Annotated in this window: 13 protein-coding genes and 1 pseudogene; 10 read left to right on the forward strand and 4 right to left on the reverse strand. The window is 66.2% G+C overall.

Annotated features, from left to right (window positions below; genetic code table 11):
• The first annotated feature begins 32 nt into the window (after window positions 1-32).
• From IF690_RS20315 to IF690_RS20340, 6 genes and pseudogenes are all read left to right on the forward strand, one after another.
• Window positions 33-962 (forward strand): metal ABC transporter substrate-binding protein, encoded by a 930-nt coding sequence (locus IF690_RS20315; protein ID WP_202697128.1) that lies wholly within the window; start codon window positions 33-35, stop codon window positions 960-962.
• Window positions 959-1,714: a metal ABC transporter ATP-binding protein gene (locus tag IF690_RS20320; RefSeq protein ID WP_202697129.1), complete on the forward strand. Its 756-nt coding sequence runs from the start codon at window positions 959-961 to the stop codon at window positions 1,712-1,714. Before IF690_RS20315 ends, IF690_RS20320 begins: the two co-directional genes overlap by 4 nt.
• A complete protein-coding gene (locus IF690_RS20325; protein WP_009044895.1) occupies window positions 1,714-2,613 on the forward strand; it encodes a metal ABC transporter permease in 900 nt (299 codons plus the stop codon). The genes IF690_RS20320 and IF690_RS20325 overlap by 1 nt, the downstream gene beginning before the upstream one ends.
• Complete coding sequence (locus IF690_RS20330; RefSeq protein WP_202697130.1) at window positions 2,614-3,600, forward strand: metal ABC transporter solute-binding protein, Zn/Mn family; 987 nt, start codon at window positions 2,614-2,616, stop codon at window positions 3,598-3,600.
• A 137-nt stretch (window positions 3,601-3,737) separates the two neighbouring features.
• Window positions 3,738-3,908, forward strand: a pseudogene (locus tag IF690_RS20335) (metal ABC transporter substrate-binding protein); the annotation flags it as partial.
• Window positions 3,909-4,070: 162 nt separating this feature from the next.
• Window positions 4,071-4,898, forward strand: a complete 828-nt coding sequence (locus tag IF690_RS20340) for a class I SAM-dependent methyltransferase (RefSeq protein WP_202697131.1) — start codon at window positions 4,071-4,073, stop codon at window positions 4,896-4,898.
• 223 nt (window positions 4,899-5,121) lie between these two features.
• On the opposite strand, the gene IF690_RS20345 is transcribed toward IF690_RS20340, so the two are convergent.
• A complete protein-coding gene (locus IF690_RS20345) occupies window positions 5,122-5,343 on the reverse strand; it encodes an MbtH family protein (protein ID WP_202697132.1) in 222 nt (73 codons plus the stop codon).
• 81 nt (window positions 5,344-5,424) lie between these two features.
• On the reverse strand, window positions 5,425-6,837 hold the full coding sequence (locus IF690_RS20350; RefSeq protein ID WP_202697133.1) for an aspartate aminotransferase family protein: 1,413 nt from the start codon (window positions 6,835-6,837) through the stop codon (window positions 5,425-5,427).
• Between the two features lie 410 nt (window positions 6,838-7,247).
• On the opposite strand from IF690_RS20350, the gene IF690_RS20355 reads away from it, so the two are divergent.
• The gene (locus tag IF690_RS20355) at window positions 7,248-8,192 is read left to right on the forward strand and encodes an IS110 family transposase (protein WP_202697134.1); all 945 of its coding nucleotides are present in this window, start codon (window positions 7,248-7,250) and stop codon (window positions 8,190-8,192) included.
• A 47-nt stretch (window positions 8,193-8,239) separates the two neighbouring features.
• Here IF690_RS20355 and IF690_RS20360 read toward each other — a convergent pair whose 3' ends face one another.
• Both IF690_RS20360 and IF690_RS20365 read right to left on the reverse strand, forming a co-directional pair.
• On the reverse strand, window positions 8,240-9,562 hold the full coding sequence (locus tag IF690_RS20360) for an ATP-binding protein (RefSeq protein WP_202697135.1): 1,323 nt from the start codon (window positions 9,560-9,562) through the stop codon (window positions 8,240-8,242).
• Between the two features lie 3 nt (window positions 9,563-9,565).
• Window positions 9,566-10,243, reverse strand: a complete 678-nt coding sequence (locus tag IF690_RS20365; RefSeq protein ID WP_202697136.1) for a response regulator — start codon at window positions 10,241-10,243, stop codon at window positions 9,566-9,568.
• A 153-nt stretch (window positions 10,244-10,396) separates the two neighbouring features.
• Here IF690_RS20365 and dsbD point away from each other — a divergent pair, with 153 nt between their 5' ends.
• The 3 genes from dsbD to dsbG are packed head-to-tail and all read left to right on the forward strand — an operon-like array spanning window position 10,397 to window position 13,748.
• Window positions 10,397-12,133, forward strand: coding sequence for a protein-disulfide reductase DsbD (dsbD, locus tag IF690_RS20370; protein WP_202697137.1), 1,737 nt, complete (start codon window positions 10,397-10,399; stop codon window positions 12,131-12,133).
• The gene (locus IF690_RS20375; RefSeq protein ID WP_202697138.1) at window positions 12,133-13,005 is read left to right on the forward strand and encodes a TlpA disulfide reductase family protein; all 873 of its coding nucleotides are present in this window, start codon (window positions 12,133-12,135) and stop codon (window positions 13,003-13,005) included. The genes dsbD and IF690_RS20375 overlap by 1 nt, the downstream gene beginning before the upstream one ends.
• Window positions 12,981-13,748, forward strand: coding sequence for a thiol:disulfide interchange protein DsbG (gene dsbG, locus IF690_RS20380; protein WP_202697139.1), 768 nt, complete (start codon window positions 12,981-12,983; stop codon window positions 13,746-13,748). The genes IF690_RS20375 and dsbG overlap by 25 nt, the downstream gene beginning before the upstream one ends.
• Window positions 13,749-13,800 lie beyond the last annotated feature (52 nt).

Genomic DNA, 13,800 nt, shown 5'->3' on the forward strand with positions numbered 1-13,800 from the left:
CACGCATTCACCCGAGAGAAGACCGCTAGCCCATGCCTATTTCATCTCAACGCCGCCCGCTCCTGCGGGTGCTGCTGGTCAGCCTGTTCACCCTGTTGCTCAGCCCTCTCGCCACGGCCGACCCGGCCAAGCGCCTGCGTATCGGCATCACCCTGCACCCCTACTACAGCTACGTGGCCAACATCGTCGGCGACAAGGCCGAGGTCGTGCCGCTGATTCCCGCCGGCTTCAACCCCCACGCCTATGAGCCGCGCGCCGAAGACATCAAGCGCATCGGCACCCTGGACGTGATCGTGCTCAACGGCGTCGGCCACGACGACTTTGCCGACCGCATGATCGAGGCCAGCGAACGCCCGGACATCCCGGTGATCGAGGCCAACCAGAACGTGCCGCTGCTGGCCGCCACCGGCATCGCCGCACGCGGCGCCGGCAAGGTGGTCAACCCGCACACCTTCCTGTCCATCAGCGCCTCCATCGCCCAGGTCAACAACATCGCCCGCGAGCTGGGCAAGATGGACCCGGCCAACGCCAAGGCCTACACCCAGAACGCCCGCGCCTACGGCAAGCGCCTGCGGCAGATGCGCGCCGACGCCCTGGCCAAGCTGACCCAGGCGCCCAACGCCGACCTGCGGGTGGCCACGGTGCACGCCGCCTACGATTACCTGCTGCGCGAGTTCGGCCTGGAAGTCACCGCCGTGGTCGAGCCGGCCCATGGCATCGAGCCCAGCCCGAGCCAGTTGAAAAAGACCATCGACCAGCTGCGTGAGCTGGACGTCAAGGTGATCTTCTCCGAGATGGATTTCCCGTCCACCTACGTCGACACCATCCAGCGCGAGTCCGGGGTCAAGCTGTACCCGCTGTCGCACATTTCCTACGGCGACTACAGCGCCGAGAAATACGAGAAGGAAATGGCCGGCAACCTCGACACCGTGGTCCGGGCGATCCAGGAGGCCGGCGCATGACCGCCCTGCACAGCCTGGCCCGCGGCCCGTCCATCGAGTTCGACCAGGTCAGCCTGACCCTGGGCCGCACCACCATCCTCGACAACGTCAGCTTCAAGGTGCAGCCCGGCACCCTGCATGCGCTGGTCGGGCCCAACGGCGGTGGCAAGAGCTCGCTGATCAAGACCCTGCTCGGGCAGATGCCCCACCAGGGCCGGTTGAGCCTGCACTGGCCGGGCGAACCGGGGGTGATCGGCTATGTGCCGCAAGCCCTGGAATTCGATCGCGGCCTGCCGATGACCGTCGACGACTTCATGGCCGCCATGTGCCAGCGCCGCCCGGCCTTCCTCGGCCTCAGCCGGCATTACGCCGCGGCCATAGGCGAAGCCCTGGAACGGGTCGGCATGCAGGACAAACGCAAGCGGCGCATGGGCGCCCTGTCCGGCGGCGAACGCCAGCGGGTGCTGCTGGCCCAGGGGCTGATCCCGGCGCCGCAACTGCTGGTGCTGGACGAACCGATGTCGGCCCTCGACGAAGCCGGCATCCAGGTCTTCGAACGCCTGCTCGGCGACTGGCGCCAGGCCGGCATCACCCTGCTGTGGATCGAACACGACCTGGAAGCGGTCGGCCGCCTGGCGGACCGGGTCACCGGCCTGCATCGCCGGGTGCTGTTCGACGCCCAGCCGCAGCAGGCGTTGACCCCGGAACGCCTGCTGACGCTGTTTTCCACCCACCCGCGCAGCGCGGACATCGTCAACGGGAGTGTTGCCTGATGAGCTACGAAGCCTTTCGCCTGATGATCCAGGGCTGGGCCTCCTCCGGTTATCTGCCGGAAGCCCTGGCCTATGGTTTTGTGGTCAACGCCCTGCTCGCCGGGCTGTTGATCGGCCCGGTGCTGGGCGGGTTGGGCACCCTGGTGGTGGTCAAGCGCTTCGCCTTTTTCTCCGAAGCGGTGGGCCACGCGGCCCTGACCGGCGTGGCCATCGGCATTCTGCTCGGCGAACCCTACACCGGCCCGTACGGCAGCCTGTTCGGCTACTGCCTGTTGTTCGGCATCCTGCTCAACTACCTGCGCAACCGCACCGGCCTGGCGCCGGACACCCTGATCGGCGTGTTCCTCTCGGTATCCCTGGCCCTGGGCGCCAGCCTGCTGCTGATCCTCGCCGGCAAGATCAATGTGCACATCCTGGAAAACGTGCTGTTCGGCTCGGTGCTCACGGTCAACGGCAACGACCTGCTGGTACTGCTGATCGTCGGCGCCCTGGTGATGGGCCTGAGCCTGCCGCTGTACAACCGCATCATGCTGGCCAGCTTCAACCCGCAACTGGCGGCGGTGCGCGGCGTCGCGGTGAAGACCCTGGACTACCTGTTCGTGATCCTGGTGACCCTGATCACCGTGGCCGCGGTGAAAGTCATAGGCGCGATCCTGGTGGGCGCGCTGCTGGTGATCCCGGCGGCGGCCGCGCGCCTGTTGAGCCAGTCGCTCAAGGGCTTTTTCTGGATCTCGGTGCTGATCGCCACGGTCAGCACCCTGTGCGGCATCCTGCTGCCGATCCTCTTCGACCTGCCCGTCCCCTCCGGCGCCGCGATCATCCTGGTGGCCGGTGTCGCCTTCGCCCTGGCCGCCATTGCCCGCGGCATTGTCCCCAGCCTCAAAGGGAATATCGGATAAATGCACCGTTCATTACGTCACCTGAGACGCCCCCTGACTTTGGCCCTGGCCCTCGCCGGGCTGGGCAGCGCTCCGGCCCTGGCCCAGCCGGACCGATTCGAACCCATGCGCGTCACCGCCAACCAGAGCCTGGGCAACACGGCGCTGCACAGCAGCCGTTCACACAAACCACTCACCGTGCTGGCCTCGCTGCCGGTGACCTTCGGCCTCGCCCAATTGCTGCTGCAAGGCACCGACGTGCAGCTCGAGCGTGCCGCCCCCGACAACCTGCCAGGCTCGCGCCAGACCGCCTACTTCACCGGGCGTGGCGCCCCGGCGCTGCACAAGCTGGCCCTCGACGCCGACGCGGTGATCGGCCTGCGTTCGATCTGGCCGGACGACCCGCTGTACCCCAACGCGCGACGCAGCAACATCCGCATCGTCGAAGTCGATGCCGCGCGCCCGGTGGACGGCGCCCTGCCCGGTGTGGCCCTGCAACCCGGCAAGAGCGATGGCCTGAACAGCCAGCCGTGGCTGTCGAGCCACAACCTGGGGCGCATGGCCGATGTGCTGGCCGCCGACCTGGTGCGCCTGGCCCCGGCCGCCAAGCCGAAGATCGACACCAACCTGGCCAGCCTCAAGCAACGCCTGCTCAAGCTCAGCGCCGATACCGAGGGGCAACTGGCCAACGCCGACAACCTCAGCGTGCTCAGCCTCAGCGACCGCTTCGGCTATCTGGCCAGTGGGCTCAACCTGGAACTGCTGGAGGTCGACGCCCGCGCCGACAACGAGTGGACAGCCGAAGCCCTGCAGCAGCTGCAAGCCCGGCTCAAGGACAACGAGGTGGCGCTGGTCCTGCATCACCGCCAGCCGTCCGACGCGATCAAGGCCGCCATCAGCGCCGCCGGCAGCCAGTTGCTGGTGTTGCAAACCGACAGCGCCGACCCGCTGGCGGAGCTGGAGAGCAACATCCAGCACATCACCACGGCGCTGAACGCCAAGTCCTGAATGGGCCATGCGGCAACTGCGTTGCCGATCGCAGCCTCGCTGGCGCTCGACAGCGGCTACCCACCACAATCCCTGTAGCCGCTGCCGCAGGCTGCGATCGGGGCGCAGCCCCGTAGACCGGACGCCGCGGTGGGGCTAACGAGGTGGCGCTGGTCCCGCACCACCGCCAGCCATCCGAGACGATCAAGGCCGCCATCGACGCCGCCGGCAGCCGGCTGCTGGTGTTGCAAACCGACAGCGCCGACCCGCTGGCGGAGTTGGAGAGCAACATCCAGCAAATCACCACGGCGCTGAACGCCAAGTCCTGAATGGGCCATGCGGCAACTGCGTTGCCGATCGCAGCCTCGCTGGCGCTCGGCAGCGGCTACCCACCGCAGTAGGCGCCTGCCTGCGCTTACAAATTCCCCCAAGAATCGCCCGCCTCGCCGGTGCTAGCCTGCTGCTCCCCTTGAACGGACAGGAAGCCCCTCATGAGTGACTACCTCAAGCTCAACCAAGCCAACTGGGACGAACGCGCACCGCTGCACGCGGCCTCGCCGGACTATCAGGTGCAGTTGTTTGTCGACGACCCGCGGCATCTGTCCGAGGTGGTGCGTTTCGACCTGCCGCTATTGGGAGACATCAGCGGCCTGCGCGGCGTGCATCTGCAATGCCATATCGGCACCGACACCCTGTCGCTGGCGCGCCTTGGCGCGCGGATGACCGGGCTGGATTTCTCCCCCGCCTCCCTGGCCGAAGCCCGCAGCCTGGCGGCGCGCACGGGTGCGCCTATCGAGTTCGTCGAGTCCGACGTCTACAAGGCCAGCGAGGTGCTGCCCAAGGGAGCCTTCGACCTGGTCTACACCGGTATCGGCGCCCTGTGCTGGCTGCCCAGCGTCGACACCTGGGCGCGCAATGTCAGCGAACTGCTCAAGCCCGGCGGCCGGCTATTCATCCGCGAAGGCCACCCGATGCTCTGGGCCCTGGACGAAAGACGCGAGGATGCACTGCTGGTGGAGCTGCCCTACTTCGAGCACAGCGAACCGCTGGTGTGGGACGACGACAGCACCTACGTCAGCACCGACCGACCACTCAAGGCCACGGTGACCCACTCGTGGAACCACGGCCTGGGGGAAATCGTCAGCGCCCTGCTCAAGCACGGCCTGCAAATCAGCGGCCTGGTGGAACACCAGAGCATCCCCTGGGAAGCCCTGCCCGGGCAGATGCGTTGTGACGAACGAGGCGAATGGCACCTCAAGGAAGCACCCTGGCGCCTGCCATTGAGCTACACCTTGCAAGCGGTCAAACGCCCGATCTGACGCCCACAAAAAAGCCCGCTGAACCTGAAACGTTCAGCGGGCTTTTTACATCACCTACATCCCTGTAGCCGCTGCCGAGCCTGCGAGGCTGCGATCGACTGCGCAGCAGGCGCAAAACCTGAGCATGCGTTAGATCAGGATAATCGCATTGCCCCCGTCGCGTCCGCTGCGCGGCCGTTCGCTGCCTCGCCAGGGCTCGGCAGCGGCTACAGGGGCGGGGCAGTCAGTTGGCCGCCTGGGCGTCCATCTTCTGCCGCAGGCTCAGCGGGCGCATGTCGGTCCATACCTCTTCGATGTAGGCCAGGCATTCCTTTTTCAGGCCGCTCTTGCCCACGGTGCGCCAGCCTTGTGGCACGGCCTTGTAGTCCGGCCAGATCGAATACTGCTCCTCATGGTTGACCACTACCTGAAAGAGGATGTCCTCGCGGTCAAATACTGAAGTCATTACGTGTCTCCATCGCTGTAAGGCTCGCTGCGCTGGACGCGCAGCGGTTGTGAATAAGGAACGTTCGAGATCCGTGGAAAATTAGAGGCTGGCGACCGCTGCCGCCAAGGCCCGGCTGAAAATATCCGCCACCTGGTCGATTTGGGCGGCGGTGATCACCAGCGGCGGCAGGAAACGCACCACGCTGCCATGGCGCCCGCCCATTTCCAGGATCAACCCGCGCTTGAGGCATTCACGCTGCACCAGCGGCGCCAAGCGGCTGAACTGCGGTGGATGGCCCAGGGCGTCTTTCTCGCCGGCCGGGTCCACCAGTTCGATGCCCAGCATCAGGCCCCGCCCGCGAATGTCGCCCATCTGCGGGAAGTCGCGCTGCAGGATCCGCAGGTGCTCGCACAAACGCTCGCCCATGGCCGTGGCATGCTCGGCCACCTGGTGCTCCTTGAGGTAGCGCATCACCGCGGAACCGGTGGCCATGGCCATCTGATTGCCACGGAAGGTGCCGGCATGGGCGCCCGGCAGCCAGGTGTCGAGCCAGTCGCGGTAGACCACCACCGCCATCGGCAGACTGCCGCCGATAGCCTTGGACATCACCACCACATCCGGGATGATCCCGGCGTGTTCGAAGGCGAACATCTTGCCGGTACGGCCGAAACCGCTCTGGATTTCGTCGACGATCAAGGCCACGCCGGCCTTTTCGGTGATCCGCCGCACACCGCGCAGCCAGTCGAGGTCGGCGGGAATCACCCCGCCCTCGCCCTGCACCGCCTCGACGATGATCGCCGCCGGCAGTTGCACGCCGGCTTCCGGGTCGCTCAGCAGGTTTTCCAGGTAGCTCAGGTTGGCTTTTACCCCCGCCTCGCCACCCAGGCCGAACGGGCAGCGGTAGTCGTAAGGGAACGGCAGGATCTGCACACCATTGGTCAGCAGCGCACCCAACGGCCGCTTCGGCCCCAGGCTGCCCATCAGGCTCAGGGCGCCCTGGCTCATGCCGTGGTAGGCGCCCTGGAACGACAGCACGGTGCTGCGGCCGGTGGCGGTACGGGTCAGCTTCAACGCCGCTTCCACGGCATCGGTGCCGGTGGGGCCGCAGAACTGGATTTTCGCCTCGGCGGCCAGGGCCGGCGGCAACAGGCCGAACAGGTCCTGGACGAACTGGTCCTTGACCGGAGTGGTCAGGTCCAGGGTCAGCAGCGGCAACTCATCGGCCAGCACCTGCTGGATCGCCTCGATCACCACTGGGTGGTTGTGGCCCAGGGCCAGGGTGCCGGCACCGGCCAGGCAGTCGATGAAACGCCGGCCTTCGACGTCCTCGACATGAATCCCGCGCGCGCGCTTGAGCGCCAGCGGGATCCGTCGCGGGTAACTGCGGGCATTGGATTCCTGCTGGTTCTGGCGGGCCAGCAACGGCGATTCGGTGAACTGGTAAAGCGTTTCGGCCGGCGCGGGACTGGTCCGCCCAGGCTGATCGTCGACAAGGCTGGTAGCAACTGACATCTCTCGAATCCTCACGCTGATGAGTTGAGCGAAACCGCACACCACACAGGTACGCAGCCGGTTCAGCGCGCACTCGCAGGTTTTCCTGTTCTGGAAACGCATCAGCGGCGGGAGGATTTACACCCGGGAGAGGGTTTATTGCGTATCAACCATAAAGGCTGTGGCGGACATGAGAACGCTATCGCGAGCAAGCTCGCTTGTATGTCCTAAGGTAGGCCTGTCGGGGTGGAGGGACTTAACTCGCTTCTGCAAGCCAGACGGTAGGAGATTTCCCCCACTCTCGCGTTCACCACAAGCGCCGATAAGGAATCCATCGGCTTGAGCACCACCTCAAGACCGACCATATCTACAAGCCTGCGCCAAACGTGAGTCCCCGACAGGTCGTTTTATCTTGTCTGCAGGAGCGTCTCATGACAATACAAACCCCCATCATCGGCATCGATGTCGCCAAGGAAAACCTGAGCCTGTATCGCCTCGATACGCAGCAAAGCGCTACGTTGGCCAACGATCGACGCGCGATCGTGACCTGGTTGAAAACATTGCCCGCAGACTGTGCCGTGGCCATCGAGGCCACCAGCACTTACCACGTCCTGCTGGCGGATCTGGCTTACCAATGTGGGCACAGGATCTATGTCATCGATGGCTACCGCCTGAGCAACTACCGCAAGGGGATCGGTGGCCGCGCCAAAACCGACCAGAGCGATGCCCGCTTGCTGGCGCGTTACCTGGCCCATGAGCAGAACCAGTTGCATCCCTGGAACCCCGCCTGCAAGGCTTATCGGCGCCTGCAACTGCTGCTGCGCCGGCGCGCCACGCTGGTCCGCAGCGCCACCGCCTTGCGCCTGAGTTTTGCTCAAGACCGGCAGATGGCCCGGGAGCTGAAACCGGTACTGGAGCGCATCAAACGCCTGGAACGGCGGCTTAACGAGCAAGTGCACAAGGCGTTGCAGGAGGCGGGCCTGGCTGAGCAGGCCAAGCGTTGCCAGGCGATCGAAGGCATCGGCCCGCTCACCGCTGCGGCCCTCAACCTGGCGTTCCTGCGAGGATCTTTCCGCAACAGCGATGCGTTCATCGCCTTCCTGGGCCTGGATGTGCGGGTCAAGGAATCCGGGCGCTACAGCGGTCGGCGCAAACTGAGCAAGCAAGGCGACTCGGAGATCCGTCGCCTGCTCCACAACGCCGCCATGGCGGCAAGCAGGACCGCCGCCTGGCAACAGCGTTACCAGCAATACCTGCAACGCGGCCTGAAACGAACAGAAGCGCTGGTCATCCTCGCCCGCAAGTTGGCCCGTATCGCTTTCGCCCTGATGAAGACCCAACAACCGTATCGACCGGCGGTTGATACGGTTGGGTAGACATAGAATCTCCTACAGAAGAATGCGCTCTTCTGTAGGAAAGGCCGTCAGGCCGATTGCAGCGGCATGGTCAGTTCAACGCGCAAGCCATCGGGCCGGCTGTCGAAATGCAGCACGCAGCCGCAACGCTGGACGATCGCTTGGACAATGGCCAGGCCCAGGCCACAACCGGTGCTCTGGCCATTGCGCCAGAAGCGTTGGGTCAAGTGCTGCAAGTCATCCTCGGGAATACCGTTGCCATGGTCGCGCACCTGGAAGCGCACACGGTTGCCGAGGGCTTCCAGGTTCAGTTCCACCGGCGCATCGCTCGGGGTATGACGCAGGGCGTTGTCCAGCAGGTTGCGCAGCGCGGCGATGGCCAGCACCGAGGGCATTTCCAGCGGCGCCGCCGACACCCGCTCGTCGATATGCAGCCTGATCCGCTGCCGGGCGCCGCTGGCGGCGTCCTGGATCGCGGTCTTCGCCACCTGTTCGGCGCTGCACTGCACACCGTCCTCGAACGACAGGCTGCCCTCGACCCGCGCCAGCAACAGCAACTGCTCCAGGGTCCGGTGCAGACGGTCGGCGCCTTCTTCGGCGCGCGCCAGGGATTGATCGCGGGCCGCGCCGTCGGTCATGCGCGCCACTTGCAGGTGGGTCTTGATCGCCGTTAGCGGGCTGCGCAACTCGTGGGCGGCGTCGCCGGTCAGGCGACGCTCGCGCTCGAGGGTCTTGCCGATGCGCTGGAACAACTGGTTCTGGGTTTCCAGCAAGGGCCGCAACTCGCTGGGCAGCGGCTGGATCTGCAACGGCTCCAGGGAGTCGGCGCTGCGGCGCATCAAGGCATCGCGCATGCGGTTCAGCGGCGCCAGGCCCTGGCCGATCCCCAGCCACAGCAACCACAGGCAACCCAGCAACGCCACGCCGACCGGCACCGAGGCGGCCAGCAGCACCGACATGTTCAGCGCCTCGCGCTCGACCTGTCGGTCGGCGGTGGTGATGCGCAGGTCGCCCCGGGCCAGGGTGAAACTGCGCCAGCGCACGCCATCGATCATCTGGTCGTGAAAGCCCATGCGTTCGGCTTCGAGCTTTTCGTCGGGGTGGTTATGGCTGCGGGCGAGGATCTCGCCGCGCAGGGAGCTGACCTGGCAGGCCATGCCCCCGGGAATGTTCAGCTGTTCGGCACTGAAATGGGTGCCTTCGCCCTTGCTCGACAAGGGCGGCAATTGCTCCAGCAGGCCAGCGACCATACGCGCCGAAGCCACCAGGCGCTGGTCGAGGGAAAACATCATCTGGTTGCGCAAGTCGCTGAACATCCAGGCCGCGGCCAGCGCCCAGATCAGCACGAAGGCCGCGCCGATGGTCAGGCTCAGGCGCAAACGCAGGCTCATCAATTACAACTCCTTCCCGCCATCCGCCGGCCCCAGGCGATAGCCCAGGCCACGCACGGTCTCGACGATGCCGTTGCCGAGTTTGCGCCGCAGGTGGTGGATATGCACGTTGAGGGCATTGCTTTCCAGTTCGTCGTTGAAGCCGTAGACGCTGTCCTTGAGCTGCTCGCTGGACAGCACCCGGCCGCGGTTGTGCAGCAGCGCCTGGAGCAGCGCCTGCTCGCGCCGCGACAGGTCCACCGGCTGGCCGCCGAGCAGGGTTTCGCGGGTGCTCGGGTCGTAGGTCAGGCGGCCGTGTTCGATCAGGTTGACGCTGCGCCCCGCCACCCGGCGCAACAGGGTGTGCAGGCGCGCCGCCAGTTCCCGCAGGTCGAAGGGTTTGAGCAGGTAATCGTCGGCGCCGGCCTGCAGGCCGTCGACCCGGTCGCTGACCGAATCCCGCGCGGTGAGGACCAGCACCGGGATTTCCAGGCCGTTGTGGCGCAGTTGCTTGAGCAGCTTCAGGCCGTCTTCGTCGGGCAGGCCGAGGTCGAGCACCATCACGTCGAACTGGGCCACGCCGAGCATGGCCCGCGCCGCCGAGGCCGTGGCCACGTGCTCGACCGTCAGGCCCTGGGCCGTGAGGCCGGCCACGATTCCGCTGGCAATCAGCTCATCATCTTCACAGACAAGTACGTGCATGGTGGAACCCGTTAAAAAGGGGTGCATTAAAACTATCGCCGATTAAGCCGACATTATGCCCGCACCGCCAGTGTCACAAGGCGTGCAGGGTTAATCATCGGTTAATCGCTATCGGCCATTGTGCGGTCACTTGCACCGGTTTAAGGCTTTTCCATGCGTCGTCTGTTCATCCTGTTGTTCATGCTGCTGTCGGGCCTGGCCCAGGCGGGTAACAACCCGTTCGAGGTCAAGCCCGACTTTCTCCCGGTCGGCAAGGCCTTCGTCTTCACCTCCGAACGCCTGGCCTCGGGGGAAACCCAGCTGTTCTGGCAGATCGCCGACGGCTATTACCTGTATCAGCAACGGCTGCGATTCGACGGCCTGGCGGACGCGCAAAAACCGGCCCTGCCCGAGGGCGAGGCGCACAGCGACGAATTCTTCGGCGCGCAACAGGTGTATCGCCAGGGCCTGGAACTGAAAATCCCCGCTGGCGCCAGCGGCAAGGTCACGCTCGGCTGGCAAGGCTGCGCCGACGCCGGCCTGTGCTACCCGCCGCAATCTTTGGAAGTGGACCTGGGCGGCAGCCCGGCCGCCGCCACCGGGGCCAGTACCGAGGCCAGCGACCAGGCCCTGGCCAGCGGCCTGCAACAGCGGGCCCTGGGCTGGAGCCTGCTGGTGTTCTTCGGCCTGGGCCTGTTGCTGGCCTTCGCTCCCTGCTCGCTGCCCATGCTGCCGATCCTCGCCGGCCTGGTGGTGGGCAGCGGCGCCAGCCCGCGTCGCGGCTTCGCCCTGGCCGGCAGCTACGTGGTGTGCATGGCGTTGGTCTATGCCGCCATGGGCGTGCTCGCCGCGCTGCTCGGCGCCAACCTGCAAGCCCTGCTGCAACAGCCCTGGCTGCTGGGCAGCTTTGCCGCGGTGTTCGTGATCCTGGCGCTGCCGATGTTCGGCTTCTTCGAGCTGCAACTGCCGGCGGCCCTGCGCGATCGCCTGGAAAACGCCAGCCGTTCGCGCCGTGGCGGCAGCCTGGTCGGCGCCGGGGTGCTCGGCGCCCTGTCCGGGCTGCTGGTGGGCCCGTGCATGACCGCGCCGCTGGCCGGCGCCCTGCTGTACATCGCCCAGAGCGGCAATGCCCTGCACGGCGGGCTGATCCTGTTCGTCATGGGCCTGGGCATCGGCCTGCCGCTGTTGCTGCTGGTGACCGTGGGCAACCGCTTCCTGCCCAAGCCCGGCCCGTGGATGAACCTGCTCAAGGGCGTGTTCGGCTTCCTGTTCCTCGGCACCGCCATCGTGCTGCTGCGCCCGGTGCTCGACGAGTCGCTGTGGATCGGCTTGTGGGGCGCGCTGGCGCTGGTCTTGGCTTACACCGCCTGGTACCAGATGCGTGCCGCCGGGCGCGCCGGGCACCTGTTCGGCGCCGGTTCAGTGGTGTTCGGCCTGTGGGGCAGCCTGCTGCTGGTGGGCGCAGCCGGTGGCAGCGACGACCTGTGGCGACCGCTGAAGGTCTACAGCGGCGGCAATGGCGTGGCGGCGGTCAGCGCCCACGACGCCTTCACCACCGTCAAGGCGCCAGCCGACCTGCAAGGCGCTCTCGACGCCGCCAGGGCCCAGGGCCAGTGGGTGCTGCTGGACTACTACGCGGACTGGTGCGTGTCCTGCAAGATCATGGAGAAACAGGTGTTCGGCCAGCCCCAGGTCCTCGAGGCCCTGAACGACGTGCGCCTGCTGCGCCTGGACGTGACGGCCGACAACGCCGCCAGCCGCGAACTGCTCAAGCGGTATAAAGTGCCGGGGCCGCCGAGCCTGCTGTGGATCGGCCCGGACGGCGAAGAACGACGTGGCCAGCGGATTACCGGCGAGGTAGATGCCGCTGGCTTCCTGCAACGCTGGATCGCTAACCGAGAAGCCCGTTGATGCTGACCTTTACCATCGGCACCTTTGCCATCGCGCTCAACCACCTGCTGCTGATCAGTGCCCTGGCGCTGGCCACCTTGGTCGGCTGGCGAGTCGCCAAGCGCGGTGGCGAAAACCCGGAATCGGTGCTGTTCGGCCTGTTCCTGCTGGGCATGCTGGCCGCGCGCATCGGCTTCGTGGTCGCCTACTGGAAGCATTACCGCGACGACCTGTGGCAGATCATCGACCTGCGCGACGGTGGTTTTCTCCCTTGGCCGGGGGTCATCGTCCTGCTGCTGGCCGCCCTCGCCTGGGGCTGGCGCCGCCCGGCCCTGCGCAAGCCGCTGGGCGCCGGGGTCGGCTGCGGCCTGGCCTTCTGGCTGCTCGCCAGCCTGTCCCTGGGCATCTTCGAACAAGGCACGCGGTTGCCGGAGATCGCCCTGCGCAACGCCGACGGCGGCACCGTGCAACTGACCAGCTACCAGGGCAAGCCCCTGGTGATCAACCTCTGGGCCACCTGGTGCCCGCCCTGCCGGCGGGAAATGCCGGTGCTGGAAAGAGCCCAGCAGCAGCGCCCGGACCTGACCTTCCTGTTCGTCAACCAGGCCGAAAGCATGCAAAGCGTCAGCACCTTCCTGGCCACCCAGGAGCTGAACCTGAACAATGTGCTGTTCGACGGCAGCGGCCGCCTGGGCCAGGCCGTGGGCTCCATGGCGCTACCGACTACGCTGTTCTACAGCGCTGACGGGCGCATGCTCGGCAGCCACCTGGGCGAGCTGTCCGAGGCCAGCCTGGCCCGCGCCCTGGAACATTTCGACCGACCGCATTCGACCACGGCCACGCAAGCCGCCCCTTCAAGGAAACCGCCATGCCCTTCATCCGCCACCTGCTGAGCCTGTCCCTGGGTGCGGCGCTGCTCCAGGCACCGCTGCTGCACGCCGAAGAACTGCCCCAGGCGATCAAGAACATCGAAGCCAAAGGCGCCAAGATCGTCGGCCGCTTCGACGCCCCGGACGGCCTCAAGGGTTATGCCGCGCAGTACCAGAACCGCGGCATGGCCCTGTACCTGACCCCGGATGGCAAGCATGTGCTGCTGGGCAACCTGTACGACGCCGACGGCAAGGACCTGAGCGCCGAGCCGCTGCAGAAACTGGTGTATGCGCCGATGGCCAAGGAAGTCTGGGCCAAGATGGAAAAGAGCCACTGGATCGCCGACGGCAAGGCCGACGCGCCGCGCGTGGTCTACCTGTTCAGCGACCCCAACTGCCCCTACTGCAACCTGTTCTGGGAACAGGCGCGGCCCTGGGTGAACGCCGGCAAGGTCCAGCTGCGGCACATCATGGTCGGCATCATCCGCGAAGACAGCCCGGGCAAATCCGCCGCCCTGCTGGCCGCCAAAGACCCGCAGAAAGCCCTGCAAGACCACGAAAAAGCCGGCAAGGGCAGCAGCCTCAAGCCCCTGGACAAGATCCCCGCCGAAGTCCAGGCCAAGCTCGACGCCAACATGGCGCTGATGGACGAACTGGAGCTGTCCGCCACCCCGGCGATCTTCTACCTGGACGACCAGGGCGAACTGCAACAGCAACAAGGTGCCCCGGCGCCGGGCAAACTGGTGAAGATTCTCGGGCCTAGGTAAGGCGCAAATCGGCGGCGTTCAACACGCCGCCATCGCGAGCAAGCTCGCTCCT

Origin of the sequence: Pseudomonas sp. SK3(2021), from assembly GCF_016772375.1 — a bacterium.
In the GTDB taxonomy this organism is placed as follows: Bacteria; Pseudomonadota; Gammaproteobacteria; order Pseudomonadales; family Pseudomonadaceae; genus Aquipseudomonas; species Aquipseudomonas chlororaphis_I.